This window comes from Paraburkholderia madseniana, from assembly GCF_009690905.1.
Lineage (GTDB): Bacteria > Pseudomonadota > Gammaproteobacteria > Burkholderiales > Burkholderiaceae > Paraburkholderia > Paraburkholderia madseniana.
Genome location: NZ_VOSW01000055.1, coordinates 26,147 through 50,724, shown reverse-complemented (window position 1 = coordinate 50,724; position 24,578 = coordinate 26,147). Strand labels below are relative to the sequence as shown.

Sequence of the window (24,578 nt, the reverse complement as noted above, 5' to 3'; positions counted from 1 at the left end):
GCGGCTACACACGCCCCTTCCACGGCACCAGGCGCCGCTCCAGCGCACGCATGCCGAGATCGAACAGCCACGCAATCAGTCCGATCAGCACGATGCCCATCACCACCACATCGGTACGCAGAAAGCTCGACGCGTTGAGCACCATCTGACCGAGACCCGCTGTGGCCGCGACCATCTCGGCGGCAACCAGGGTGGTCCAGCCAAAGCCGATGGCAATCCGCAAGCCGGTCAGGATCTCAGGCAACGCCGCCGGCAGGACCACGTAGCGCACGATCTGCGCGAAGCGGCCACCCAGCGAATACGCTGCATGAATCTGCTCAATGGTCGCACTGCGCACACCGGCACGCGCCGCCATTGCAATCGGTGCGAAACAGGCGAGATAGATCACGACGATCTTCGCCGTCTCGTCGATACCAAACCAGATCACCACCAGCGGCAGATACGCAAGCGGCGGCAACGGTCGGTAGAACTCCAGCGGCGGATCGAGCAAGCCGCGTGCAAGCCGACTTACGCCCATCAGGATTCCGACCGGCACCGCCGTGACCGCGGCCAGCGCGAACGCACCGAACACGCGCAGCGCACTCCATGCGAGATGCTCTGAGAGTGGCAAGCCACCTTGAATACGGCCGTGCCAGGCGTCCAGAAACGCGGCCCAAACCGCCTCGGGCGTCGGCAGAAAGAGTGGAGGCAGCCAGTGCAGATGCGTGGCAAGCCACCATAGCGCCGCGAGCGTCGTGACCGAGACCGCGCTCAGCACCGCGGTCGGGCCTTCACCCGGCAAACGCCAGCCGCGTACCGGCCGGGCTTTACGCCGCGGCGGCTCGCTTGTCTGGGTCAGGGGCACGGTGCCCAACGATTCACGTGAAGCCGTCACGACAGCACCTCTTCCTGGTCCTGGTTGCGCTCGCTCCGTTCGTGCAGACGGCGCACCAGCCGTTCGCGCCATTCGATGAAATCCGGCGACGACTTCACCGCGCGTGCGTCGCGTGTCTCGAGAAAGCGCCGCGCGAATGGCAGGTCGTAGCTCTCGGCGATACGGCCGGGTCCCGGCGTCATCACGACGAGGCGCGTCGCCAGAAACAGCGCTTCCTCCACGCTATGCGTGATGAAGAACACCGTCTTGCGTGTGCGGCCCCAGACGTCGAGCACGAGTTCCTGCATCGACTCGCGCGTCATCGCGTCGAGCGCGCCCATCGGTTCGTCCATCAGCAGCACTTGCGGATCGCTTGCCAGCGCGCGTGCTATGCCCACGCGCTGCTGCATGCCGCCCGACAGTGCGTAGACCCGCGAACGCGCATGCTTCTCGAGCCCAACCAGCGCCAGCATCTCCTGCGCGATGCGCTCGCGCTGCGCTTTCGGCACACGCTGAAAACGCAAGCCGAGCGCGACATTGTCGAGCACGTCGAGCCAGGGCATCAGCGCGTACTTCTGGAACACGACACCGCGATCCGCGCCCGGTCCAAGTACGGGTTCGCCGTTCAGACGCACCTCGCCTTCGGTCGGCTGAATAAACCCGGCGATGCAGTTCAACAAAGTCGTCTTGCCGCAGCCGGACGCACCCAGCGCGACGACGAACTCGCCCGGTTCGATGTGCAGATCGACGTCAGCGAGCGCGATGTGCGGCACCGCGCCGCGTGCGCCTTCGTAGGCGACGTGCAGCCGCCGTATCTCAAGACCGCTCATCGCCGTGCCTCACGATGCTGATGGATAGCCATGCTCACAACTTAATGTGCCGCACGCTGTACGAACTGCGGATCGACGCCGGTCGAGTAATCGGCCAGCACGTTCTGAATCGTGCCTTGTGTCTTCAGGAACGCAGCGGTCGCAGCGAGAGATTTAGCCGCGCCGGATTGCGCACCGCCCCCAAGCCATGCATTCGACGCCTGCTGGGCCGGCGTCGGGAACGCATACAGCGCGAGACTCGCCGGCACTTCCTGTGCGGTGGCGCCGGACTCCTTCGCAACCGCCTCGACCTGCGGCGATGTCGCGGTCCATGCCGACGTGTGATCGCGATAGCTCGCATCGGTCGCGGCCAGCACCTTCACGAAGCGCGCGACGAACTCGGCGTTCTGGCTGGCGAACTTGCGGTCGACGACGAAGCCGTCGAAAGTCGCCTTGCCGGTCTGCTGCGCAACCTGCCCGGACGTGATCAACACCTTGCCGTTCTTCTTCACCTTCGCCAGCACCGGGTCCCAGATGTAAGTCGCGTCGATGTCGCCGCGCTCCCACGCCGCCGCGACTTCAGGCGGACGCAGATTGACGATCTTCACATCCGACGGATTCACGCCGGCGTTCTGCAGTGCGACCAGCGTATGAAAGTGCGAGGTCGACACGAACGGCACGCCAATCTTCCTGCCCTTCAGACCCGCGACACTGGTGACATTGGAACCGTCACGCGCGACCAGCGCTTCGGCGTCGTTGATGTTGTCGAGAATCCAGAACAGCGAAATATCGACGCCCTGCGACAGCCCGGCGGCAATCGGACTCGACCCCGCTTCGCCGAGTTGCACCGAGCCCGAAGCCAGCGCGCGGATCACGTCGGCGCCGCTGCCGAGCTTGCGATAGGTGACCTTGTAGCCGGTGGCTTTCTCGACTTCGCCCGTGGCCTGCGCATAGCGCCAAGGCACAACCATGTCCTGATACGCGATCACGACTTCTTTGGTGTCGGCGTGTGCAACGGAAGAAAACGGCGCGGACAGCGCCAGCAGCGTAGCGAACGCGGCCAACGGACGAAGCAAGCGGTTCATCGAGAAACCCCTTTAGTGTGTGTTGTCTGGGAGGCTTTCGACTATAGGGAGTTTGTCCACAGGCGGTTCTAATTAATCCGCGATTGCTAATGACGCTGCTCGAGCATTGCTTTTCACGCTGAGTTGGATCGGCGCGACTGCTGCGGTGGCCAGTAGAAGGGTTCTAGCGAATGGTTACGGATTGGGATGCCTTTGCAAAAGCTGGCCATTCGGCGGATTGTCACACTGCCGCGGCGGCGGCATGATCAGCGGGTTACCTTCAATTCGCATTCCTATGGTCGATTTTCTTAGCCGCTTGAGCTGGTTGTTTTTCAATGTCGGCGTGCCTGTTTTTGCGCCGATCGCATTACTTCCCCTATTGAACTTTTCACGCTACTACCGGCACGCGGCGCGAGGTATTACGCGGCGATCCATTCAGGATGGCCAGCTTTTCTGGGTCGTCATTTCGATGTGTGCCAGCGCATGCTACGAGATTGGTGGTGCGTTGAGCGAAGCGCCGACGCGCAGCAGGTTAGCGCTCATCTTGGCCGCACTTCTCTGGCACGTGCTCTTTATCGTCGCAGCGTCAATACTAGTGTGCCTGGGTGCGGCCGATGCAGCGGCTCGCCCAGCGCGTCACGCGGGAGAACAGGAGCGTGATGGTTGGTTGATGTGGTTTTCGCTGCTCATAACCGTTGTCGTCGCAGTCTCCTTTTCCGCATCTCATTATTCGTTAACCTAACTAAATTCGGCGCTCTGATCTATAATTTTCATCCTAGTCTCAAGGAGATCCAGCATGCCCAATTTGATCGACCGCCTCATCGAAGACCGCGCACTGCGCCATCGCTTCATCCTCTTTCTTTACCCCTTCACGATCATCGGCGGAATGATATCTGTTACTTGCAGTCTGCTCGCACGTTATTACCGCTAGGCAACGCAGGCAGATCGCCGGGAGGAACTGCTGAATCGTTCATTCCGTGCTCCCCAAAAGAACAAAGCCCGCAACAAGTGCGGGCTTTATTTTCAGACAGCTATTCGGTCTAATCGCTCAAACCACCCCGGCTCCATGCGCCTGCAGATCGGCGTGGTAGCTCGAACGAACCATCGCGCCCACAGCGGCGTGCGTAAAGCCCATCTTGTACGCTTCTTCCTCGTACATCTTGAACGTGTCCGGATGCACATACGAGCGCACCGGCAGATGGTGTTCCGACGGTTGCAGATACTGGCCGATCGTCAGCATGTCCACGTCGTGCTCGCGCAGATCCCGCATCACCTGCAAAATTTCCTCTTCGGTCTCGCCGAGGCCGACCATCAAGCCGGACTTGGTCGCGACGTCCGGATGCAGCGCCTTGAAATCCTTCAGCAGCTTCAGCGAATGCGCGTAGTCCGAACCGGGACGTGCTTCCTTGTACAGACGCGGTACCGTTTCGAGGTTGTGGTTCATCACATCAGGCGGTGCGGCGTTCAGAATGCCGAGCGCGCGATCCAGACGGCCGCGGAAGTCCGGCGTCAGAATTTCAATGCGTGTCTCCGGCGACAGTTCGCGCGTCTGACGGATGCATTCCACGAAGTGAGCAGCGCCACCGTCGCGCAGATCGTCACGGTCGACGCTGGTGATCACCACGTACTTCAGCTTCAGCGCGGCGATGGTGCGCGCCAGATTGCCCGGTTCGTCCACATCGAGCGGATCCGGGCGGCCGTGGCCAACGTCACAGAACGGGCAGCGGCGCGTGCACTTGTCACCCATGATCATGAACGTCGCGGTGCCCTTGCCGAAGCATTCGCCGATGTTCGGGCAGCTCGCTTCTTCACACACCGTGTGCAGGTTGTGCTCGCGCAGAATCTGCTTGATCTCCGAAAAGCGCGAATTACCGGTGGCCGCTTTGACGCGGATCCAGTCCGGTTTTTTCAGCTTTTCGATCGGGATGATCTTGATCGGAATACGGGCGGTTTTGGCTTGCGCCTTCTGCTTCGCGGTGGCGTCGTAGGCAGCGGCGGAAGCCGGCACGGCATCAGGAGCGGGAGAAGCTGCGAGGTTCGCGGTAACGTCAGTCATTCGTTCGGTCCAGTCAGGCGGTGAGGGCACCGGCCTGCGGTTGGGCGACGGCCGCGGGACTGCCGTCGAGGTTTGCGGTGAGGCGTGCTGCAAAGGTACGGGCCACGTCGTCCCAGCCGGCGGCAACGCCCAGCGTTGCCATATCGACTGTTTCGAGCCCCGCGTAGCCGCATGGGTTGATGGCCAGAAACGGCTGCAAGTCCATGTTCACATTCAGGCTCACGCCGTGATAGCTGCAGCCGTTCCGGATTTTCAGACCCAGCGCGGCGATCTTGGCGCCGGCATGCAACCCGGCGTCCGGCCCAGGCGCCACGTAGATACCGGGGGCGCCCGCCTTGCGTTCTCCGGCGAGATTATACGCCGCGAGGGTGTCGATCACGGCCTGCTCGATCCGGGTGACCATCTCACGCACCATCAGCTTGCGTCGGCGCAGATCCAGCAACAGGTAGGCAACCACCTGTCCGGGCCCGTGATACGTGATCTGCCCGCCCCGGTCGACTTTCACAAGCGGAATGCCGCTGTCGGCGGCCAGCAGATGCGCCGGGTCGCCGGCCTGGCCTAGCGTGAAGACGGGGGGGTGTTCGACCAGCCAGATCTCGTCGGGTGTATCGGCGGTGCGCGCGTCGGTGAACGCGCGCATCGCTTCGAAACTGGCTTCGTAAGGTTCGTTGCCGAGCCAGCGCAGCGTAAGCGGCGCCGTGGCGGGCAAGGGAGACGGGGAAACCGGGGTGGTGCACATGATCCCGACAGTTTACCGAAATCCTGACATCCCCGCCGGACGCGCCCACTTCAGGACTCGGCGGCGCTTCGTTTCCTGCCGGAACTCCGCTTACCGGAGTCGCGCTTCGTTTCGCGCCGGAGCGCCGTTCAACTGCAGCGCCGGTCCGCCATCGCGTCACGGCGCCGCCAGCGCTCACACCGTGCGCCAGCCCCCACGCATGCGGGCCGCCAGCCGTTCGCCGACCCGCGCGAGCCAGTTCAGCGCACGCTCATCGCAGCGTGTCGGCACCGAAAACGCGACCTTCGCATGCGTGCTGCCCTCGGCGCTCAACCACAAGCGCTCACCGCGCCGCAGCCGTAGCGTGTGGCCGGGCTGCAGCCAGTAGTCCTCGGTATCGTCGCTGCGCGTGACCCACACCGCGCCGCCGTGCACGACCAGCTTGGTGCTGCGTGCTACCTTCATAGGAATGGTTTCGCCATTGCGGATTTCAAACGCGATACTAGAGGAAATTTCTCGCATCATGCCCTCGCCAAAATTCGTTTCGTGACTACAATCCTAGGCGTAGCAAGGGTTTACGCAAAACGATCTATTTTCACCTCTATGTGAGAAATATTGCGATGGACCTCCGGCAACTACCCCCGCTGAACGCCATCAAGGCGTTCGAAGCCGCCGCCCGCCACGAGAGCTTCTCGCGCGCCGCCGACGAGCTGTTCGTCACGCACGGCGCCGTCAGCCACCAGATTCGCGCGCTGGAGGAAGAATTGGGCATCGCACTGTTCGCCCGCGACGGCAAGCGCGTACGGCTCACGGACACGGGCCGCCGCTATGCCACGCGCGTGCGCACCGCGTTGATGGGACTTGCTGACGCCACCCGCGAAGTCCGTGCCGGCGACCGCGAACGGCGCCTGGTCGTGTCCATGCTGTCCTCGTTTGCGGCGCGCTGGGTGACGCCGCGCATCGGCAGCTTTATCGAGGCGCATCCCCAGTGGGACCTCGAACTGCTGTCCACGAACGCGCTGACGGACTTCGCGCGCGACGACGTCGACGTGGCGATCCGCTTCGGCTACGGCAAATATTCGGGGCTGCACGCGGAGTTGCTGCTGGAGGAGATCTTCTTTCCGGCTTGCGCGCCGAATTTCAACGGTGGCAAGCTGCCGCAAACGCCGGCCGATCTGGCCAAGGTTCAGCTCCTGCGCTCGGACGACGAACTCTGGCGCCCGTGGTTCGATGCCGCCGGCCTCACCGACTGGCCTGAGCCGAAGCGTGGCGTGCTATATCAGGATTCGTCGAACCTGCTGCAGGCGGCCATCGACGGCCAAGGGGTCGCGCTCACGCGCCGTTCGCTGGCGATGCACGAGATCGCGGCAGGCCGCCTTGTGCGGCTATTCGATGTGGATGGACCGAGCCCGTGGCAGTACTACTTCATCTGCCCGCCACAGATGCTCGAAACCGCGCGCGTCAAGGCGTTCCGCGCCTGGGTATTCGAAGAAGTGGGACGGTTCAAACAGCTTTTTGAGCAGGCTTGTGAGGTGGGCTCTGCTGCAAGCGCCGATCTGGCGGCGGATGCATTGCGCGTCACGCCGTAATCCAGAGGCATCCGTAGGCACAGAGCCTGGCGTTAAAGCACCACCTTCACCATCGGATGGCCAGTGAGCGCGCGATAAATATCGTCGAGCTGCGCCTGGCTCGTCGCGCGCACGGTAACCGTCAAACCGGTGTAATTGCCGCCGCTGGACGGCCGCGTTTCCACGCGAGCGGGATCAACTTCGTTATCGAACTGCCGAACCACCGTGACAATCGTCTCGGCGAACTCGGGATGCGACTTGCCCATGATCTTGATGGGAAAGTCGCACGGAAACTCAAGCAATGATTCTTTCGCGGGATTCACTTTCTACTCCTTGCTGCGCTTCTTGCGCTTCCTTGGCCTTGGCACGCTGATAGGCCGCGTACAAGGCCGCAAACACCGCGCCCGGCTTGCCGTTGCCGACCGGCTGGCCGTCAAGCTGCGTAACCGGCAGCACTTCCTTGGTGGCGGAACTGACCAGAATCTCGTCGGCGGCACGCAGCTCAGCTTCGGCGATCTCGCGCGCCTCGAAGCGAATGCCGCATTCGCTCGTTAGCTCTTCGATCAGACTGTAGCGAATCCCTTCGAGAATCTTGCGGCTGCGCGGCGGCGCGTACAACACGCCGTCCTTCACCATCCAGATATTCGAAGACGAACCTTCAGTCAGCATGCCATCGCGAAACTGGATCGTCTCAAACGCGTCGTTTTCAGCCGCGTACTGCGCCATCAAAACATTGCCGAGCAGCGACACCGATTTGATGTCGCAATTGAGCCAGCGGCGGTCTTCAGCAGTGACGCAGCGCACGCCCTGCGCGCGCTGGGCGGCGTCCGGCAGGTTCAGCGGCGTAACCATTACGAACACGGTCGGCCGGATGCCGGCCGGAAACGCGTGACCGCGCTTGGCGACGCCCCGTGTGATCTGAACGTAAGCAATCGCGTCCTGATCGGCGCGCAGGCCTGCGTCCGCTTCATTAGCCGCGACCACGCGGTCGATCAGCTCGCGCCAGCCGGCATCGTCGAACGGATTGACGATGCCGATCTTGTCCAGCGAGCGCGCAAGGCGCGCCAGATGATGCCTGAAGCGAAACGCCGTACGGCCGCTCGCATGCGGATACAACGGCGCGACTTCGTAAATGCCGTCGCCGAAAATAAAGCCGCGGTCGAGAACCGGCACGCGCGCTTCGGACAAGGGCACCAGCTCGCCGTTCAGATAAACGATCGGGTCGAGCGAAACATCGGAAACAGCGGTCATCGCAATCGGGCTCTTACTTCTTCTTGTTGAACATCAGCATCAGCGAACCCCACACACGGCCGACCACGCCGGCTTGCGGCACAGCCTGCAACGCGACGATCGGGAATTGCGCCAGCACCTTCCCGTCGGCCACGAGCTTCGCGGTGCCGACCTGCTGACCGTTCGCGATCGGTGCGATCAGCGGATCGATCTGTTCGATCTGCGGCTTCACCTTGTCGCCCATGCCCTTCGGCACGGTGATGTACTGATCGCCCTTCACGCCGATCTGCACGGTGTCCTGCGCACCCTTGTAGACGCGCGGCGTGCCTACCACCTGGCTCGCCTTGTACAGACGCACCGTGTCGTACGCGGTGTAGCCGTAGTTCAGCATCTTCAGGCTGTCCTGCACGCGGTCGTGTTCCTTGACCTCGCCCATCATCACCGAGACGAGACGGCGCGAGCCGTCGGCCGTGCCCGGCAGCGGACGCTTCGCGCTGGCGATCAGGCAGTAGCCGGCCGCTTGCGTATGACCGGTCTTCAGGCCGTCCACCGTCGGGTCGATCCACAGCAGACGGTTGCGGTTCGGCTGCTTGATCTTGTTGTACGTGAATTCCTTGACCGAGAAGATGTTGTAGTAGTCGGGGAAGTCACGAATCAGGCGCGCCGACAGCACCGCGAGGTCGCCCGCAGTGGTGTAGTGCTGCGCGTCGGGCATGCCGTTCACGTCGGCGAAATGCGTGTTCTTCATGCCGAGTTTCTGCGCTTCGGTGTTCATCATGTTGACGAACTGCGCCTCGCTGCCGCCCACCAGTTCGGCCAGCGCGATCGCCGCGTCGTTACCCGACTGGATGATCATGCCGTACACCAGATCGTGCACGGTCACCGGCTTGTTGGCTTCGATGAACATGCGCGATTCGTCGGTGCGCACGCGGCGCACCGCTTCGCTCGGCATCACCGTCTGGTCCATCGTGATCTTCTTCGTCTGCAGTGCTTCGAAGACGAGGTACGCGGTCATCAGCTTGGTCAGCGAGGCCGGTTCGACACGTTCGTCGGGATTGCCCGAGGCGAGCACCTGATTGCTGGTGGCATCGACGAGCACCCACGAGCGCGCGTTCACCCCGGGCGGCGGCACCTGCGCGAACGCCGTGCTGGCAACGAGCGTGGCCGGCAGCACGATGCCGAGGGTCACGGCACGGCTAAGCGTAGTGGGAACGAAAGAAGAAACTGACGGGAATGACGTGCGGCCGGAGGTGGAGAAACGCATAGGGTCGATTCGTGCGGAAAAATACATCGCGCGCAGGGCGCACAGATTGGAGGAGCCGGTCGGCGAGCGTCAGGCCGTAAAAACGGCGCGGCGCCCATTGGACTTCCGGCGACGCGATCGGTTCGCGCAGCACGCCTCGCATCCGGCACCGCTGCGCGCGAGAAAGAAGCTACGCGTCGCGCGAACTGCCGGGTGGGCGATGCTGCGCCCAAAAAAGAGCGCTCATTATACGCGCGCTATCCTGGTATCTTTGAGCAAAGGGCGGCGATTAATTTGCGTTTGCACGTACCTGTACCCCGGAAAACACGCGCGACGCATGCTTTAACGCCACGCGTCGACGATGATCCGCTTCAGAACGTGCAGCTTGCGATGCAGAAAATGCTCTGCCCCCGGAATCACGACGACCGGCAATTCCTGCGGCCGCGCCCAGTCGAAAACCGACTGAATGGGAACGGTCTCGTCGATTTCGCCGTGAATCACGAGCGTGTTTTCCGGTACAGGCGCGACTTCCCACCGGCTCGCCGCAGTGCCCACGAACACGATTCGCTCGATCGCCTGACCTTCTTCGCGCAGCTTCGCGGCAACGTGCGACAGCACGAAGGTGCCGAACGAAAAACCCGTCAGTACGAGGGGCAGATCGCCCTGTCCTGCTTGCGCGCGCATGTGATCGAGCACGGCGCGCAGATCGTCGCGCTCACCGACACCGGCGTCATGCTCGCCCTGCGTTTCGCCGACACCGCGGAAATTCGAGCGGTACGTCACGTAGTTCAACTGCACGAGCGTGCGCGCGAGCGTCTGCGCGACCTTGTTGTCCATCGTGCCGCCGAACAGCGGATGCGGGTGCGCGACCAGCGCGATGCCGCGCGGCGCGGCGCCGTTCTCACGCATCTCATCGGGCAGATCCAGCGCGACTTCGATCTTGCCGACCGGGCCGTCGATCAGATATTTCTTGGTATGTACGTTCATGGCGAGGCTTATTGATCGATTTTCAGACGCTCGACGATCTTGCCGTTCACAAGATGCGAATCGACGATTTCATCGATGTCGCTCTCGTCGACATACGTGTACCAGACGCCTTCCGGATACACGACGAGCGCCGGGCCGAGCTCACAACGCTCGAGACAGCCGGCCTTGTTGATACGCACCTGGCCCGGGCCTGCAAGGCCGAGTTGCTTCACGCGCTTTTTCGCGTGTTCCTGCATCGCCTGCGCATTGCAATTCGCGCAACTCGGACGCTCCGCGCCGGGATCGCGCTGGTTGAGACAGAAGAAGACGTGGTACTTGTAGTAGGAGTCCATGATGTCCGGAGGGGCGAGACTGTAAGAGTGGGAATGGCGCTGGAAGCGCCGCAGCGCGCCTGTTGTGCAGAAGATTATAGCGAGCGGGGCTGGCGGTCGCTGAGCGGCGGACGCACGGCCGCACGCACGCGTCGCCCTTGCTTCATGCGCGCTCCACGCGCCGCTTGAGCCACACCTGTTCGACGAGATAGGCGAGCCACACCAGCGCCGCATACGGCCAGATCCACGCGATCCAATGCGCGAGACCATTGAAGTGCAGGTACCGTCCCTGGCGCCAGTCCGCCAGTACGGCATCGAAATACGGATTGACCGGCAGCAGATTGACGAACACGAGCGCGATCGTCAGCGCGCAGGCCGCGAGCGCCGCGCGCAACCTGCGCCGCAAGCCCAGCGCCAGCAGTGCGGTGACAGTACCGCACACGAGCCCTGCCAGCGCGCCGGGCGTCGCCCAGTCGAACGCAAGACCGGATTGCGATTGCAGAAAGGTCGCGCCCGCCTTGACGCACAAAGTCATGACGATAAACACGATCAACAGGCGCACGAGTGGTGCATGGCGGCGCACCGGCAGCGAGGCGAGAGCCAGTGCGGCGAACAGATTGAGCGTGGTGATGACGGCTTCCCAAGCGTCGTCGGGCAGCCAGGCGGCAACCAGCGCCGGCCACGCGCCGACGTGCCAGGCAGGCGGTGTCCATGCGAGCAAGGCATCCTGCGTCGTCGAATCGAAACGCAGCCACAGCGCGCGCGGCCAGTTACCGAGACCGAAAAGCCGTGGCGCCGGGTACATGGTCGCGAACGGCCACAAGGCGACGAGACAGGCGAGCGCCGCCGTGTCGCGCTCGAACCAGAGGAGCCGCACACGCCGCAGCAAGCCGCGATCGAGCAACGCGCCGGTGGCCGGCGACACGATCGCCGCGCCGAGCAGCGCGCCGAGCGCGTTGGCGGCCAGGTCGAGATTGGAGGCAACGCGCGTCGGCAGATAGGTTTGCACCGCCTCCATCACGCCCGACAGCAACCCACCGAGCACGAAAGCCAACGCCACCGCCAGCGTGCCGCGCCAACGCGGATACACCGCGAGCACCACCAGCGCGCCGAACGGCATATAGCCGAGCACGTTCGTGACGACGTCGAACGCCGTCAGGTACTGCGGCATGGGATCGGACAGATAGGCAAACGGGGCGAGGCCGAGCGAACGCCAGCCGGAAAACGGATACCACGACCCGTAGACGATCAGCGCCGTGTACAGCCCCAGCGCCTGCCGGGCGAGCGCCGAAGGACGGCGCTGCCAGGGCTTAACGCTCATGCAGCGCTCCGTTCTTTGCGCTGCATGCCGGTCATTGCGCGGCGACCAGCGCCTGCACGCCGAGCCATGCGCCGATCTGCGAGACGAGGTCGTCGCTGGCTGCGGCGAGCGCCTGCGCGCCGCCGGCTGCGTCCGCAGAACTGGACGGCGCGCGCGCGAGGAAAGTGCGCTGGCCGATCACCTTGCCGTTCTGCGTCAACGTGGCGCGCGCGGTGACCGCGGCGTGGCTTTCCGACCGGCTATCGAAGACCTGTTCGAACTCGCTCAGATCGACCTTCAGGACCGGCGCGTGCACGCCGTCGGCCCCGGTCAGCACGGTGCCACGCGAACTGAGCGCACCGCGCAGACGCTGGGTCAGCAGTTGCGACGGCATCATGGTCCAGTGGCTGTTCGCGTACGACGCCGTCTGCTGCGCGTCGGCGTAGCTAAGCCGGTAAATCAGCTTGTCAGATTCGAGGTTGTCGGGCGCGCTGACATCGAGCACCTTCACCGCCGGCAGCGTGCCGGCCGAGGCCGCCGGGCTCGGCGGCCCGAGGTCGTAGCGGATGTCCGAGATCGCCGCAGGGGTGCCGGCGCAGCCTGCAGCCAGCACGCCGAACGCGAGCAGCATCGCAAGCGCGGCGCTCGAGGACAACAATCGGTGAATCGAGCGTGACATAACCATGTTCCTTCTTCAAAACCTGCAAATCATTTCATTGGGCAGCATGCGCGGCGGCTCGGGCAGCGGGCCACGTAAAACCCGCTTCGCCAGGGCCCGGCGAAGCGCTCGGCGCACCGAACAGCACGCTGCGCGGATTGGTGCTGAACGTGTCGGCAGCGCGGTCCACGGAACGGGCCGCGGAGCGCACGTCTTCGGCGAGCGAATTGACGCGCGGCAGTGTGTCGTAACCGACGCGCGCCGACAACTCCTGCATCGAACTGTCCATCGACACCAGCGCGTCGCCCGCTTGCTGGGCAGCCGTTCCGACCTTGTTCAGGTTGGTCTCGAACGGCCCGTCCGGGCGGTTCAGACTGGTGATCAACTGATTGGTCGACGCCAGCGTGCGATCCAAGGCGTTGATCGTGGCGGGCAGCTTGCCCGCTGCCGGCGCCATCTGCTGGGTCAGCGTGGCGACGCCATCGGCGGCCTTCTGAAGGCTCGCTGCCGTGCCCTGCAACTGGCTAACCATTTCCGGCGACAACAGATTGTCGACGTCGTCAGTGACTCTTTCGAGTTTGCGCAGCAAAACGTCGCCGCGTTGCTGTAACTGATCGAGCAAACCCGGATGCATCGGCAACTGCGCTACCGCTTTCGCCGACGACGCGAGCGGCGTCGGATCGCGTCCACTGTCATCCAACTGGATGAATGCAATACCCGTCACGCCCTGGAACCCGAGGCTGCCGAACGTGGAGTGCGTAATCGGCGCGTGCGTGTCGACGAGAATGCGAATCAGGATTTGCCCCGGATGATCCCGATCGAATTTGATCGACTGTACCTTGCCGACGTCGAGCCCGCGATAGCGCACCGCCGCGTCGGTATAGAGCCCCGTAACGTTGGTGCGTGCAATCAGATCGTACGGCACCCGCACGGAACGGTCGACGTTGAACAAAAAACCGGCCACTGCGATTGCAGCCAGCAAGGCCACCGTGAAGATCCCTGCCCAGAAGGCATGTGATTTGTTTTCCATTGTCAGGTTCCCAGGTTCACAGCGGCAATTCGGACGATGCCGATTCGAGCGCCGCGCGCGGCAACTTTGCGCGGCGTTCCGACGGCAACGCCTGCAGCGCACGACGCCCGCGCAGGCCGAGGAAATATTCGCGGATAAACGGATGATCGACGCCCGCCGCCTCTTCGACCGGCGCGGCGACCAGCACCTTCCGATCCGCCAGCACGGCGACGCGGGTGGACAGCGCGATCATCGTGTCGAGATCGTGCGTGACCATCACCACCGTCAGACCGAGCGCGCGATGCAACGCGGAAATCAGTTCGACGAATTCGTCGGACGCCTGCGGATCGAGCCCGGCGGTCGGTTCGTCGAGAAATAGCAACTCCGGCTCGAGCGCAATGGCGCGCGCAATACCCACACGCTTGATCATCCCGCCCGAAAGCGCCGACGGCATCTTCGACGCGTGCTTGCACGGCAGGCCGACCATTTCGAGCTTGAGCATCACGATGTCGCGCAGCAGGTCTTCGGGCACCTTGCCGAGTTCGCGCAAGGGCTGCGCGACGTTGTCGAACACCGAGAGCGACGAGAACAGCGCGCCGCGCTGAAACAGCATCCCGGAGCGGCTGCGCATAAGCAGCGCATCGTCAGGCGAAATGGTGGCAATGTCCTGACCAAACAGCTTGATCGTTCCCGACGACGGCCGCTCCAGCCCGAGAATCTGCCGCACCAGCGTGGTCTTGCCCGAGCCCGATCCGCCGACGATCGAGACGATCTCGCCGCGCCGCACGTCGAAATTCAGATGCTGATGCACGATGTTGCGGCCGTAGCGCTTGGTGATATCGATCACCTCGATCACCGGCTCCGCAATCTCGGGCATCGGTTGGCCGCGTACGGCCTGGGTGAGTGGCGCGATCATCCTAGCCCCACGTTCTGGAAGAGGATCGCGAACACCGCGTCCGCGAGAATCACGATGGTGATCGAGGTCACCACCGAGGTCGTCGTGCCTTCGCCGAGGCTTTGCGAATTGGCCTTGATACGGAAGCCGAAGTGACAGCCGACGATCGCAATCAGCATGCCGAACGCAACGCCCTTGCCAAGGCCGATCCACAAGTTCGCGACCGGCACCACGCTCGGCAAGGCGCGCGCGAAGTAGCTCATGTCGATGCCGAGCACGATCTTCGCGGCGAGCGCACCGCCCGTCAACGCGATGATGTTAGTCCACATCACGAGGAGCGGCATGGCGACGCCGAGCGCGACCACGCGCGGCAAAATCAGCCGCAGGCCGTGCGGGATGCCCATCACGCGCATGGCGTCGAGTTCTTCGGTGACGCGCATCACGCCGATCTGGGCGGTAATCGCCGAGCCCGAACGGCCCGCCACCAGAATCGCCGACAGCACCGGCCCCAGTTCGCGAATCACCGACAGCCCAAGAATATTGACGATGTACTGATTCGCGCCAAACAGCCGCAGTTGCTGCGCCGACAGATAGCTCAGCACGATGCCGATCAGGAACGCGACCAGCGCGGTGATCGGCAACGCCTTGGTGCCGGCGTTATAGACGTTCGCCGAGATCTCGGTCCACGGCGTGATTTTCGGTTTGCGCGCGATCGCGAGAAGATCGAGCACGACCTGCCCGAGCATGCCGAATCCGCCGTACAGGTGCTCGAAGAACGAGAAAATCGCGAGGCCGAGCCGGGTGAACGGATCGAACTTGATCACCGGCTCGACCTTTTCGCGCGCCGTGTCGAGCAGAGCGATGCGCTCGAAAATGTCGCGTTGCGTATCGGTGAGCGTGGTGTCCGGGGGCATCTTGTGGCCCCACACGCGCCACAGTGCCTGACCGCCGACGTGGTCCATCCGGTCGATACGCGACAGGTCCCACTGGCCGATGCCTTCAGCGCCGACCAGCGAGCGCAACAAAGGGATCACGTGACCGGTGGCCTTGTCGCGTGCGAGCGCGAGCGCCGTCCACTGGCCCGAGAGCCGGACGATCTTGCCTTGGCTGCCAGCCGCGACTTCAAGGCCGGGCGGAGTGTCGTAGTTCAAGGATCGCTGGAATCTGGTTATCGGATTAGGGGTCATTGTAACGAAGGCGCGGCGCTTGAACCGTGCTCACGGACTCGTAGCGTTCGCTGTGGCTACAATATGAGACATGAACGCCTCCAAGACCCCACCCCAAGCCGCTGCGGCTTCCGACTGGCGCATCGACCGCGAGCGCGCCGTCGCGCTATTCGGTCCGCACGCGCACGACTGGCCGATCGAAATCGTCGAGGAAACCGGCTCGACCAACGCCGACCTGATGACGCGCGTCAAGGCATTGCCGCGCAAGGCCGGCGCGCTGCCGCGGCCGATCGTGCGGGTCGCGTATCTGCAAACCGCGGGCCGCGGCCGTCGTGGCCGCCCATGGTATGCGGAACCGGGCAATGCATTGTTGTTTTCGGTGGCATGCGTGCTGCCGCGCCCGCTCGAAGGACTGGCGGGCTTGAGTCTCGCGGTGGGCGTGGCGCTGGTCGACGGGCTGCGCTCGTTGCCGGTCGCAGGCCCTGGGCAAATCGCGCTGAAGTGGCCCAACGACGTGCTGCTCGAAGGCGACAAGCTGGCCGGCATCCTGATCGAAACCGCATGGAGCACGGACAACGCGAGCGCCGTGGTGATCGGTATCGGCACCAACGTGAAGGGCGCGGACGAGCTCGCCGCCAAGGTCGGGGCGCTCAACGCGGACGTGCCGGCGCAAGCGCGCGGCGCCACACCGACAGCACTGCAACGCGCGCTGCCGAATGCAAACCTCACCGATACGCTGGCGGCGGAACTGAACGCGCTCGAACCCGCGCTGCAGCGCTTCGGCGCGGAAGGCTTCGCGCCGTTCCAGACGCGCTGGAACGCCGTGCACGCCTACGCAGGCCGTGAAGTCGTGCTGCTGGAACAAGGTAAAGAGCTGGCGCGCGGCGTGGCCGCAGGCGTCGACGAACGCGGACAACTGCTGCTCAACACGGCGGCCGGGCGTCTGACCGTCGCGACCGGTGACGTCTCGCTGCGTCTGGCCGACGGTGCGGCATGACGAGCGGCGCGCCTTATCTGTTGATCGACGCGGGCAATAGTCGCGTCAAGTGGGCGCTGGTGCAGCCGGACGGTACGCAGATCGCGACCGGCGCGCTCGCGCACGGCAGCGCTGACCAGCCTGACTGGTCGACGTTGCCGACGCCGGGCGGCGCATGGTTATCCAACGTGGCGGGCGAAAGCGTCGCGGCACGGATTGCCACCCTACTCGACGCTCACTGGCCGCAACTGCCGCGCACGACGATCCGCGCCTGCGCTCAACAATGCGGCGTGACCAATAGCTATACGACGCCGCATGCGCTCGGCAGCGATCGCTGGGCGGGTCTGATTGGAGCGCACGCTGCATTTCCCGGTGAGAATCTGCTCATTGCGACGTTCGGCACCGCGACCACGCTTGAAGCGTTGCGTGCGGACGGCAGCTTTGTCGGCGGTCTGATTGCGCCGGGTTGGACCTTGATGATGCGCTCGCTAGGCGAGCACACAGCGCAACTGCCGACACTCGACGCCCACTCAGCGCGCGGCTTGCTCGATGCGGACGCCCCGTCTCATCGCGAGCGCCGCGGCCCGTTCTTCGCGACAGATACGCCACGCTCGTTGTCGGCCGGATGCACGTTGGCGCAAGCCGGCCTGATCGAGCGCATGTGGCGTGACTTGCAGGACGAATGGCAGGTGCCGGTGCGCCTGGTGGTAAGCGGCGGCGCAGTGGACGAAGTGACAAGCGCGCTAAAAGTGCCGCATACTCGCCACGATTCGCTGGTGCTGTCGGGGCTTGCGCTGATTGCTGCCGAGCGCGCGATGGAACGCGACGTCTAAGCCGCGGCCTTCCGAATTACGGCGGGATGACAGCGGCTGAACTCATTAACGGGGAATACTAACGATGCTGCGCTGGCTGATCGCCATCTTGTTTCTTGCCAACATGCTGGCATTCGTCGCGATGCGCGGCGTATTCGGCCCCACGCCCACAGCCGGCGGCCGCGAGCCGAACCACCTGAACCGCCAGTTCCATGCGGAGTGGTTGAAGGTGCACCCCGTCACGGCAGCCGAAGCCGCCGACCAGGCAGTGGTAGGCGGTCCGGCGCCGACGGCGCCGATCGCGGCATCGGCGCTGCCGCAGTAAAGATCACCCTTGCGCGCGAACCTTCTTCAATAACGCGGTAGTCGAGCGCTCATGCTCGAACGGAATCGCCAAGGCCTTGCCGCCCCAACCCCGCACAATGGCCGACTCCGGCAAAACATCCATGTCGTAGTCGCCGCCTTTGACAAGCACATCCGGCCGCAGCGCCGAAATCAGCTCCACGGGCGTCTTCTCGCCAAAACAAACCACGTAATCGACGCTCTCCAGCGCCGCCAGCAAAGCCATCCGATCAGCCTCGTTATTGATCGGCCGGTCATCGCCTTTGCCTAGCATGCGCACGGAAGCATCGCTATTGACGCCGACAATCAGGCAAGCGCCGAGCGCTTTGGCGTCGGCCAGATACGTCACATGCCCGCGATGCAGGATGTCGAACACACCATTGGTAAATACAACCGGCGCGGACATCGAAGCGCGCAGCTTCACCAGCGCATCGCGCGTAAAAATCTTGCGTTCAAAAGTGGCGGCCATGACGGAGTCGCAAAGAAAAAAGAAGTGCCGCCACGATACACGCCGGACGGCATGAAGCAAAACGGCCCAGCAAGCTCACGCCTGCCGGGCCGTTCCTGAAACTTTAAAACCGCGAACCTGAACCCATCAAGCCGGCTGTTCAGCCGATTTCTGATCGGCCTGCAAGCGCAGGACGACTTCCTTGCGATAACGGTTCAATTCCTGCGCCGTGTTGAACGTGCGCTCGAACAGAATCGACAGGTTGTGCAGAATCCGCTCGACCACCTTCTTTTCCCAGCCGTCGTCAAAACGGATCTGCTCGTCGAGCCAGCGTTCGAGCCATTCCGGATCCGGCAGACGCGATTGAATCGTGTCGCGCGGGAACAGCGCCTGATTCACGTGCAGGTTGGTCGGATGCAGCGGCTTTTCCGTGCGGCGCGCCGATGCCATCAGGACGCCGATCTTGGCGAACGCGGCACGCGCGATGTCGCCGGTTTGCACCATCGCTTTCTTCATGTAGCGCAGGTACGCGCCGCCATGACGCGCTTCGTCGCGCGAAATGGTTTCGTAGATGGCCTTGATGACGGGCTCGGTGTGCCATTCGGCAGCACGGCGATACCAGTGGTTCAGGCGGATTTCGCCGCAGAAGTGCAGCATCAGCGTTTCGAGCGGCGGCGCCGGATCGAATTCGAAGCGCACGGCGTGCAGTTCTTCTTCGGTCGGACACATTTCCGGCTTGAAACGGCGCAGATATTCCATCAGCACCAGCGAATGCTTCTGTTCTTCGAAGAACCACACGCTCATGAATGCGGAGAAATCGCTGTCGTGATGGTTGTCACGCAGAAACATTTCCGTGGCGGGCAACGCCGACCATTCGGTGATCGCGTTCATCTTGATCGTCGCTGCCTGCTCGTCGGTCAATAGCGATGCATCGAACTTGTCCCAGGGAATGTCTTTCTCCATGTCCCATCGAACGGATTCGAGCGATTTATAAAGTTCCGGATAAAGCATGGTGTTCATAGTCCCACCCCTGTTCTGCGCATACTGTCTGTGTCTGTAACTACTACGTGTAGCACTTTTGCTTATGACGAACGAAACGCACCGTTTTGTGCACCGTTTATCGGCCAAGCATTCAATTTTACGCGGTAATCGGCCGCCTAGATGCACCGGGCAGCAAAGAAGTCCGGCGTTTGCGCGGCGCTATTAACCAGAAGTTACGCGCTGCGCGGCCAACCGTGGGTGAGGGATACCCTATGCCTGAGGTCGAGCCAGTCTGCGATGAATCCGCACCGTCCAGCCCTGCGCCGGTGGTACCGGCGGCGAATGGAGCATGGGCGGCCGGATTGGTTGTTTTCAGCGCACGCCCAAAAGCCCAATGAAGCTTACACAATGATAGCACGCTGACTTTACGGTTCCCGTGCCGTAGCAGACGCAATTCCCGCGCCTGATTGACTTCTCTCAATAAACGACCCGATTCACGGAGTGTGGCCGACGATCGGGGTCAAAACCATGACAGGCGGCGAATTCACTTCGTTGGCACTGCTGGTCGGCCGGGCTTTGCACTCTGTCGGCGCACAGGTCGCGCCGACCCGCTTCTTTCCTGCCGTCAAACAGCCTTTTTCGTCGCTCGCGGAGCGGCACTCGCACTGCCTGCGCGCTTCGCGGCCGTTGAAGTCGACGTCGTTGCCCGTTTCGTTGCCGGCCGTTTGGCTGCAGCTCCGGCGTCCGCTGCGGTACCCTCCGGCGCGTCAGCCGCTTCGCCTGCCGATGCCGAAGCGCTCGCCGCGCCTTCTGGCGAGTCCGTTGCCGAGCCGTCTGACGCGGCGGCCGTCGCACCTGGCTGCGTCATCGCAAACTGGGCGATCTGATTGAACTGCGATTGAAGCAGATTCCACCAGGCGGAGGCGTCGAACGGCGGTGTCACGTCGGCCTCGCCTTCTTCGGGCGCCGGCTCGGGCGCGGCCGATGGGCTTGCACTGGCAGAAGCCGAAGCGGCTTCCGGGTGCGGCCAGCCGGTCGGCGAGGGACTCGGCGCGGCAGCCGCGGAAGCCGGCTGCCCCATCGACGACTGCGCGAACGCACCAAACGCACGCAGCGTTGCAAGCGTGGCGCGTTGCACTTCGAGCGCCTGAATGGCGGACTGCAGCATGTTCAGATTCAGCTTGAGCCACTGCTCGACCGCACGCATATCGGTGATGCGCTTATCGAGTTCTTCGACGTTGGTGAGCGGTGCCATCATGTCGGACATCATCGACAGCGACGGCCCCAGGCTGCTGCCAGCCTGCGCGCCCGAAAACGCCGAGCCAAACGGCGAGAGACGCATCATGCCCCACATGCGTTCGAGCATTTCAGCGGGCGGAAAACCAGGAAAGCCGGGAAAGGGCGGCGTGGTGCCAGATGTATCGGTCATGCTTGTCGCCTCGCTGCATAAAGGGAAGGAAATAGCGCCGTCCCGCGCGCGTCTGATTCGATCATACCGCGCGTGGCGCTGCGAACCGCTCTTAGTTTGGGCTGCTGTTCGTCCCGCTCACGCTGCACCTCAAGGTGCCGACCGGCGGGGCTTTGCGCAATATGCGCCGACCTCCGGCTTCAGGAGCGCCCACCGCCCGATGCGCCACCGCCCGGCGTGTGCCGCGGCTGCCCACTCCACGGGTCCGCGCCGCCAAAATCCGGCGCGCGCCGCTCGCGCAGCGAGCTCACGCCTTCGCGCACATCCGGCCCGGCGAAGCCCATGAATTCCAGCGCCAGCGACGTATCGAACGCCGGCCCCGCCGAACGCAGCCAGTTGTTCAGCGCGTACTTGGTCCAACGAATCGCCGTTTGCGAGCCGTTGGCCAGTTTCTGCGCGACTTCGAATGCTTTGGGCCGCAGATCGTTTTCGTCGACGGCGAGCGACACGAGGCCGATCCGCTCGGCCTCCTCTCCGCTCACCGGCTCGCACAGCAGCAGGTAATACTTGGCCTTTGCCATGCCGCACAGAAGCGGCCAGACGATAGCCGCGTGATCACCGGCGGCCACGCCCAAACGCGTATGGCCGTCGATAATGCGCGCCGACTTCGTCGCGATCGAGATGTCTGCGAGCAGCCCGGCTACGAGCCCCGCGCCGACCGCCGGACCGTGCATTGCCGAAACGATCGGCTTGCTGCAATTGATCACGTTGTAGACCAGGTCGCGCGCCTCGCGCCACACGCGTGCGCGGACGTTGAAATCGGTCGCCATGTCTTCGACCAGTTGCAGGTCGCCACCGGCTGAAAAGCCCTTGCCCTCGCCGCGAATGATCGCGACACGCGTGTCGGGATCCCGATCGATATCGCGCCAGATTTCGGCGAGTTCGAAGTGCATCCGCGCATTAGCGGTGGCAAGGCCGCTCTTGTTCGCGCCCTCGCCGCTCATCACGACTTCGAGCACGCCATGCGGATGGCGGTGCAATTGCAGCGAGTGGTAGTGCGCGTAAAACGCGTCGTTACTGTGTGGTGCCTGAGACATGATGAGCAATCCGTCTATCGGTATGTCGGTTGAAACCGTCGCCCTAAGCTAAGGGCACATTCGCCATATTCCGCGCAAGACCCGCGCAAACCCAGCAAAATTTCAATGCGGTTGATAAACCCACTTCGCATTCTTGATTTCGACCATCACACGCGCCCGTTGATCGAGACCGAGGTGATCCGTGGCGCTCATGTTGACCACGCCGTTGGTGTCCGAAAGACCACGTGTCGCTTCCAGCGCATCGCGCAACGCACCGCGAAATTCCGGCGTGCCGGGCGCGGCTACCTTGAGCGCGATCGGCACCGCGTTGCTGAGCAGCATGCCGGCGTCCCACGTGTACGAGCCGAACGCCGACACGCTGCCCGGTCCGCGCAAGGCCTCGAAGCGCGCGATGTAGTCGAGCGCGAGACGTTTGGCCGGATGGTCCGCCGGCAATTGCGCGGCGACCAGCACTGGGCTCGCGGGCAGGAACGTGCCGTTGCAGTCGGCGCCGCACACCCGCAGGAAGTCGTTATTGCCGACGCCATGATTGTGATAGATCAGCCCTTTGTAGCCGCGCTCCCTGAGTGTCTTCGGCGGCAGCGCGGCGGGCGTGCCGGCCGCGCCGACCACCACCGCGTCCGGATGGGTCGCGAGAATCTTCAGGACCTGGCCGGTCACGCTCGGATCGGTGCGATTGAAGCGCTCGCTCGCCACCACGTCGATGTGATGCAGTTGCGCGAACTTCGCGACTTCGGTGTAGAAGGTTTCGCCGAGCGCGTCGGCCTGGCCGATGAACGCGATCGTTTTGACGCCGTGCGTACTGGCGTGCGCGGCAATCGCCGAGGCCATCATCGCGTCGGTCTGCGGGGTCTTGAATACCCAGTGGCGTTTCGCATCCACGGGTTCGATAATTTTCGCCGACGAGGCCAGCGAGATCATGGGTGTTTCACCGTCGGCAACCACGTCGATCATCGCGAGCGAATTCGGCGTGATCGACGAGCCGATGATCGCGTCGACGTGATTCTCGGAGATCAGTTTCTTGGTGTCCTGGACGGCCTGCGTGGTGTCGGACGCGTCGTCGAGCACGATGTATTCGACGCTCTGGCCGCCAATCTGTTTGGGCAGCAGTGTGGTGGTGTCGCGCGCGGGAATGCCGAGCGAAGCGGCCGGCCCGGTCAGCGACAGCACGAGGCCGATCTTCACCTGCGCGAGGGCGATGGCGGGCAGCGCGGCACACAGCGCGGCGGCAAGACGGGCAAGCCCGCGCCGTGATGTTGTTGCGCGCACGCTCGCTGTACGAGCGCCTTGGGTTCCTCGTTCGATGGTTTCAAATCGCCGCATGCCGTCTCCTCACCTCGGTTTTTCGTTTTGATGTCGCGCCGATGTGCTGCTTGTGTCCTGCTTAAGTCCTGCGCACGTGCTGTTTTGCGTCGGTTTCGCGATCAACGGACAGCCGCTATCCCGGGGCCGCCGCCGCGCCAGTCAGTGTAGCGGCGCGTCGTGACGGCGACATCGGGCGAAACCCTTTCGTAAGCGACGAAGCGCGTGCGGCGCGGTCCTGATGCCGCGGTCCGCACCAAACCGGCGCATCAATCCAGCGGCGCGATGCCCTGATCGATCGAACCGAAAATCGACTTGCCCGCTTCGTCGAACATCTCGATCTTCACGGTATCGCCGAACTTCATGAACTCGGTTTGCGGCGCGCCGTGCTCGATGGTCTCGAGGCAACGCTTCTCAGCGATACAGCAATAGCCGCGCTTCGCGTCCTTGTTCGACACCGTGCCCGAGCCGACAATCGCGCCGGCGCGCAGGTTGCGCGTTTTCGCCGCGTGCGAGATCAGTTGGCCGAAATGGAACACCATGTCGGTGCCGGCATCGGGCTGGCCGACCTTCTTGTTGTTCCAGTGGACGATCATCGGCCGGTGCAGGCGCCCTTCGCGCCAGCTCTCGCCGAGTTCATCGGGCGTCACCGCGACCGGCGCGAACGATGTGGCCGGCTTGCTCTGGAAAAAACCAAAGCCCTTCGCGAGTTCGGCGGGGATCAGATTGCGCAGCGAGACGTCGTTGACGAGCGTCACCAGACGTATGCTCCTGAGCGCCTGGTCAGGGGTGGCGCCCATCGGCACGTCGGTGGTGATCACGGCGACTTCCGCTTCGAAGTCGATACCGAACTCTTCAGAGGCGCACAGCACGTCGTCTTTCGGGCCGATAAAGTCGTCGCTGCCGCCCTGGTACATCAGCGGATCGGTCCAGAATTCCGGCGGCATTTCCGCGCCACGCGCGCGGCGCACCAGCTCCACATGATTCACGTACGACGAACCGTCGGCCCACTGGAACGCTCGCGGCAGCGGCGCCATGCATTCTTTGGCGTCGAACGGGAAGGTGTTGCGTGCGCGGCCCTGGTTGAGCCCGTCGTACAGGTCCTGCAATTGCGGCGCGTAGAAGGCCCAGTCATCGAGCACGCGCTGCATGGTGGGCGCGATCGCGTCGGCGACGGCCGCGGTGTGCAGGTCGCGGGACACGACGATCAGTTGACCGTCGCGCGTGCCGTCCTTCAGCGTGGCAAGTTTCATAGGGGAGTGAACCGTTAGTGACGATAGAGGGAATCTATTCTACGATGGTGAATCGGCGCGGCCCAAGCACCGTTGCGCCTAACGCCTCTCTC

At 63.5% G+C, this 24,578-nt stretch carries 28 protein-coding genes; 6 read left to right on the top strand and 22 right to left on the bottom strand.

From position 1 onward, the window contains the following. Positions 1-4: 4 nt before the first annotated feature. The 3 genes from FSO04_RS26735 to tauA are packed head-to-tail and all read right to left on the bottom strand — an operon-like array spanning position 5 to position 2,747. Entirely contained in the window at positions 5-874 is an 870-nt protein-coding gene (locus tag FSO04_RS26735) for an ABC transporter permease subunit (protein WP_168435854.1), read from the bottom strand. Continuing rightward, on the bottom strand, positions 871-1,683 hold the full coding sequence (locus FSO04_RS26730; RefSeq protein WP_154564172.1) for a taurine ABC transporter ATP-binding protein: 813 nt from the start codon (positions 1,681-1,683) through the stop codon (positions 871-873). Before FSO04_RS26730 ends, FSO04_RS26735 begins: the two co-directional genes overlap by 4 nt. A gap of 41 nt (positions 1,684-1,724) precedes the next feature. Further along, on the bottom strand, positions 1,725-2,747 hold the full coding sequence (gene tauA / locus FSO04_RS26725; protein ID WP_154564170.1) for a taurine ABC transporter substrate-binding protein: 1,023 nt from the start codon (positions 2,745-2,747) through the stop codon (positions 1,725-1,727). A gap of 241 nt (positions 2,748-2,988) precedes the next feature. Between tauA and FSO04_RS26720 the strand changes: the two genes are divergently transcribed. Together FSO04_RS26720 and FSO04_RS48360 are read left to right on the top strand one after the other, a co-directional pair. Beyond that, positions 2,989-3,468, top strand: coding sequence for a hypothetical protein (locus FSO04_RS26720; RefSeq protein ID WP_233464990.1), 480 nt, complete (start codon positions 2,989-2,991; stop codon positions 3,466-3,468). A 54-nt stretch (positions 3,469-3,522) separates the two neighbouring features. After that, entirely contained in the window at positions 3,523-3,657 is a 135-nt protein-coding gene (locus FSO04_RS48360; protein ID WP_266211018.1) for a hypothetical protein, read from the top strand. A gap of 117 nt (positions 3,658-3,774) precedes the next feature. On the opposite strand, the gene lipA is transcribed toward FSO04_RS48360, so the two are convergent. From lipA to FSO04_RS26705, 3 genes are all read right to left on the bottom strand, one after another. Then, the gene (lipA, locus tag FSO04_RS26715; RefSeq protein WP_154564168.1) at positions 3,775-4,782 is read right to left on the bottom strand and encodes a lipoyl synthase; all 1,008 of its coding nucleotides are present in this window, start codon (positions 4,780-4,782) and stop codon (positions 3,775-3,777) included. 13 nt (positions 4,783-4,795) lie between these two features. Next, entirely contained in the window at positions 4,796-5,521 is a 726-nt protein-coding gene (gene lipB, locus FSO04_RS26710; RefSeq protein WP_154564166.1) for a lipoyl(octanoyl) transferase LipB, read from the bottom strand. Positions 5,522-5,695: 174 nt separating this feature from the next. Continuing rightward, the gene (locus FSO04_RS26705; protein WP_054035681.1) at positions 5,696-6,022 is read right to left on the bottom strand and encodes a DUF2917 domain-containing protein; all 327 of its coding nucleotides are present in this window, start codon (positions 6,020-6,022) and stop codon (positions 5,696-5,698) included. 98 nt (positions 6,023-6,120) lie between these two features. Between FSO04_RS26705 and FSO04_RS26700 the strand changes: the two genes are divergently transcribed. After that, positions 6,121-7,089: a transcriptional regulator GcvA gene (locus tag FSO04_RS26700; RefSeq protein WP_154564164.1), complete on the top strand. Its 969-nt coding sequence runs from the start codon at positions 6,121-6,123 to the stop codon at positions 7,087-7,089. Between the two features lie 32 nt (positions 7,090-7,121). Here FSO04_RS26700 and FSO04_RS26695 read toward each other — a convergent pair whose 3' ends face one another. The 10 genes from FSO04_RS26695 to FSO04_RS26650 all read right to left on the bottom strand — a co-directional run bounded on the left by FSO04_RS26695 (position 7,122) and on the right by FSO04_RS26650 (position 15,852). Then, positions 7,122-7,391, bottom strand: a complete 270-nt coding sequence (locus FSO04_RS26695; RefSeq protein ID WP_054035680.1) for a DUF493 family protein — start codon at positions 7,389-7,391, stop codon at positions 7,122-7,124. Continuing rightward, entirely contained in the window at positions 7,363-8,319 is a 957-nt protein-coding gene (locus FSO04_RS26690; protein ID WP_154564162.1) for a D-amino acid aminotransferase, read from the bottom strand. Before FSO04_RS26690 ends, FSO04_RS26695 begins: the two co-directional genes overlap by 29 nt. Positions 8,320-8,332: 13 nt before the next feature. Continuing rightward, a complete protein-coding gene (locus tag FSO04_RS26685) occupies positions 8,333-9,562 on the bottom strand; it encodes a D-alanyl-D-alanine carboxypeptidase family protein (protein WP_154564160.1) in 1,230 nt (409 codons plus the stop codon). A 321-nt stretch (positions 9,563-9,883) separates the two neighbouring features. Beyond that, the gene (locus FSO04_RS26680) at positions 9,884-10,528 is read right to left on the bottom strand and encodes an alpha/beta hydrolase (protein ID WP_154564158.1); all 645 of its coding nucleotides are present in this window, start codon (positions 10,526-10,528) and stop codon (positions 9,884-9,886) included. Between the two features lie 8 nt (positions 10,529-10,536). Further along, positions 10,537-10,860, bottom strand: a complete 324-nt coding sequence (locus tag FSO04_RS26675) for a (2Fe-2S) ferredoxin domain-containing protein (RefSeq protein ID WP_097391070.1) — start codon at positions 10,858-10,860, stop codon at positions 10,537-10,539. 142 nt (positions 10,861-11,002) lie between these two features. After that, a complete protein-coding gene (locus tag FSO04_RS26670; protein ID WP_154564156.1) occupies positions 11,003-12,160 on the bottom strand; it encodes a VanZ family protein in 1,158 nt (385 codons plus the stop codon). Between the two features lie 31 nt (positions 12,161-12,191). Beyond that, positions 12,192-12,818, bottom strand: coding sequence for an ABC-type transport auxiliary lipoprotein family protein (locus tag FSO04_RS26665; protein ID WP_154564154.1), 627 nt, complete (start codon positions 12,816-12,818; stop codon positions 12,192-12,194). A 34-nt stretch (positions 12,819-12,852) separates the two neighbouring features. Further along, positions 12,853-13,827 carry an MlaD family protein gene (locus FSO04_RS26660; RefSeq protein ID WP_154564152.1) on the bottom strand — a complete coding sequence of 325 codons (975 nt, stop codon included), beginning with the start codon at positions 13,825-13,827 and terminating at the stop codon, positions 12,853-12,855. Between the two features lie 16 nt (positions 13,828-13,843). After that, complete coding sequence (locus FSO04_RS26655; protein WP_154564150.1) at positions 13,844-14,722, bottom strand: ABC transporter ATP-binding protein; 879 nt, start codon at positions 14,720-14,722, stop codon at positions 13,844-13,846. Further along, a complete protein-coding gene (locus tag FSO04_RS26650; RefSeq protein WP_154564148.1) occupies positions 14,719-15,852 on the bottom strand; it encodes an MlaE family ABC transporter permease in 1,134 nt (377 codons plus the stop codon). The genes FSO04_RS26655 and FSO04_RS26650 overlap by 4 nt, the downstream gene beginning before the upstream one ends. A 106-nt stretch (positions 15,853-15,958) precedes the next feature. Between FSO04_RS26650 and FSO04_RS26645 the strand changes: the two genes are divergently transcribed. The 3 genes from FSO04_RS26645 (at position 15,959) to FSO04_RS26635 (ending at position 17,980) form a co-directional block, all read left to right on the top strand. Next, complete coding sequence (locus tag FSO04_RS26645; protein WP_154564146.1) at positions 15,959-16,864, top strand: biotin--[acetyl-CoA-carboxylase] ligase; 906 nt, start codon at positions 15,959-15,961, stop codon at positions 16,862-16,864. After that, on the top strand, positions 16,861-17,676 hold the full coding sequence (locus FSO04_RS26640; protein ID WP_154564144.1) for a type III pantothenate kinase: 816 nt from the start codon (positions 16,861-16,863) through the stop codon (positions 17,674-17,676). The genes FSO04_RS26645 and FSO04_RS26640 overlap by 4 nt, the downstream gene beginning before the upstream one ends. Positions 17,677-17,740: 64 nt before the next feature. Further along, complete coding sequence (locus FSO04_RS26635) at positions 17,741-17,980, top strand: hypothetical protein (RefSeq protein WP_154564142.1); 240 nt, start codon at positions 17,741-17,743, stop codon at positions 17,978-17,980. 3 nt (positions 17,981-17,983) lie between these two features. Here the strand turns inward: FSO04_RS26635 and rfaE2 are convergent, their stop codons facing one another. The 6 genes from rfaE2 to FSO04_RS26605 form a co-directional block, all read right to left on the bottom strand. Beyond that, complete coding sequence (gene rfaE2, locus FSO04_RS26630) at positions 17,984-18,466, bottom strand: D-glycero-beta-D-manno-heptose 1-phosphate adenylyltransferase (protein ID WP_054035671.1); 483 nt, start codon at positions 18,464-18,466, stop codon at positions 17,984-17,986. A 126-nt stretch (positions 18,467-18,592) separates the two neighbouring features. After that, positions 18,593-19,465 (bottom strand): ferritin family protein, encoded by an 873-nt coding sequence (locus FSO04_RS26625; RefSeq protein WP_054035670.1) that lies wholly within the window; start codon positions 19,463-19,465, stop codon positions 18,593-18,595. A 586-nt stretch (positions 19,466-20,051) separates the two neighbouring features. Next, positions 20,052-20,855 (bottom strand): PhaM family polyhydroxyalkanoate granule multifunctional regulatory protein, encoded by an 804-nt coding sequence (locus FSO04_RS26620; protein WP_154564140.1) that lies wholly within the window; start codon positions 20,853-20,855, stop codon positions 20,052-20,054. 179 nt (positions 20,856-21,034) lie between these two features. Further along, the gene (locus tag FSO04_RS26615; protein ID WP_154564138.1) at positions 21,035-21,931 is read right to left on the bottom strand and encodes an enoyl-CoA hydratase/isomerase family protein; all 897 of its coding nucleotides are present in this window, start codon (positions 21,929-21,931) and stop codon (positions 21,035-21,037) included. A 102-nt stretch (positions 21,932-22,033) separates the two neighbouring features. Beyond that, positions 22,034-23,254, bottom strand: coding sequence for an ABC transporter substrate-binding protein (locus FSO04_RS26610; RefSeq protein WP_154564136.1), 1,221 nt, complete (start codon positions 23,252-23,254; stop codon positions 22,034-22,036). Between the two features lie 248 nt (positions 23,255-23,502). Next, the gene (locus FSO04_RS26605) at positions 23,503-24,486 is read right to left on the bottom strand and encodes a fumarylacetoacetate hydrolase family protein (RefSeq protein ID WP_154564134.1); all 984 of its coding nucleotides are present in this window, start codon (positions 24,484-24,486) and stop codon (positions 23,503-23,505) included. Positions 24,487-24,578: the final 92 nt, after the last annotated feature.

Coding starts and splice junctions, on each gene's coding strand:
- FSO04_RS26730 (WP_154564172.1), bottom strand. CDS start 1,683: ATGAGCGGTCTTGAGATACGGCGGCTGCACGTCGCCTACGAAGGCGCA.
- tauA (WP_154564170.1), bottom strand. CDS start 2,747: ATGAACCGCTTGCTTCGTCCGTTGGCCGCGTTCGCTACGCTGCTGGCG.
- FSO04_RS26720 (WP_233464990.1), top strand. CDS start 2,989: ATGATCAGCGGGTTACCTTCAATTCGCATTCCTATGGTCGATTTTCTT.
- FSO04_RS48360 (WP_266211018.1), top strand. CDS start 3,523: ATGCCCAATTTGATCGACCGCCTCATCGAAGACCGCGCACTGCGCCAT.
- lipA (WP_154564168.1), bottom strand. CDS start 4,782: ATGACTGACGTTACCGCGAACCTCGCAGCTTCTCCCGCTCCTGATGCC.
- lipB (WP_154564166.1), bottom strand. CDS start 5,521: ATGTGCACCACCCCGGTTTCCCCGTCTCCCTTGCCCGCCACGGCGCCG.
- FSO04_RS26705 (WP_054035681.1), bottom strand. CDS start 6,022: ATGCGAGAAATTTCCTCTAGTATCGCGTTTGAAATCCGCAATGGCGAA.
- FSO04_RS26700 (WP_154564164.1), top strand. CDS start 6,121: ATGGACCTCCGGCAACTACCCCCGCTGAACGCCATCAAGGCGTTCGAA.
- FSO04_RS26690 (WP_154564162.1), bottom strand. CDS start 8,319: ATGACCGCTGTTTCCGATGTTTCGCTCGACCCGATCGTTTATCTGAAC.
- FSO04_RS26685 (WP_154564160.1), bottom strand. CDS start 9,562: ATGCGTTTCTCCACCTCCGGCCGCACGTCATTCCCGTCAGTTTCTTCT.
- FSO04_RS26680 (WP_154564158.1), bottom strand. CDS start 10,528: ATGAACGTACATACCAAGAAATATCTGATCGACGGCCCGGTCGGCAAG.
- FSO04_RS26675 (WP_097391070.1), bottom strand. CDS start 10,860: ATGGACTCCTACTACAAGTACCACGTCTTCTTCTGTCTCAACCAGCGC.
- FSO04_RS26670 (WP_154564156.1), bottom strand. CDS start 12,160: ATGAGCGTTAAGCCCTGGCAGCGCCGTCCTTCGGCGCTCGCCCGGCAG.
- FSO04_RS26665 (WP_154564154.1), bottom strand. CDS start 12,818: ATGTCACGCTCGATTCACCGATTGTTGTCCTCGAGCGCCGCGCTTGCG.
- FSO04_RS26660 (WP_154564152.1), bottom strand. CDS start 13,827: ATGGAAAACAAATCACATGCCTTCTGGGCAGGGATCTTCACGGTGGCC.
- FSO04_RS26655 (WP_154564150.1), bottom strand. CDS start 14,722: ATGATCGCGCCACTCACCCAGGCCGTACGCGGCCAACCGATGCCCGAG.
- FSO04_RS26645 (WP_154564146.1), top strand. CDS start 15,959: ATGAACGCCTCCAAGACCCCACCCCAAGCCGCTGCGGCTTCCGACTGG.
- FSO04_RS26640 (WP_154564144.1), top strand. CDS start 16,861: ATGACGAGCGGCGCGCCTTATCTGTTGATCGACGCGGGCAATAGTCGC.
- FSO04_RS26635 (WP_154564142.1), top strand. CDS start 17,741: ATGCTGCGCTGGCTGATCGCCATCTTGTTTCTTGCCAACATGCTGGCA.
- rfaE2 (WP_054035671.1), bottom strand. CDS start 18,466: ATGGCCGCCACTTTTGAACGCAAGATTTTTACGCGCGATGCGCTGGTG.
- FSO04_RS26625 (WP_054035670.1), bottom strand. CDS start 19,465: ATGAACACCATGCTTTATCCGGAACTTTATAAATCGCTCGAATCCGTT.
- FSO04_RS26620 (WP_154564140.1), bottom strand. CDS start 20,855: ATGACCGATACATCTGGCACCACGCCGCCCTTTCCCGGCTTTCCTGGT.
- FSO04_RS26615 (WP_154564138.1), bottom strand. CDS start 21,931: ATGTCTCAGGCACCACACAGTAACGACGCGTTTTACGCGCACTACCAC.
- FSO04_RS26610 (WP_154564136.1), bottom strand. CDS start 23,254: ATGCGGCGATTTGAAACCATCGAACGAGGAACCCAAGGCGCTCGTACA.
- FSO04_RS26605 (WP_154564134.1), bottom strand. CDS start 24,486: ATGAAACTTGCCACGCTGAAGGACGGCACGCGCGACGGTCAACTGATC.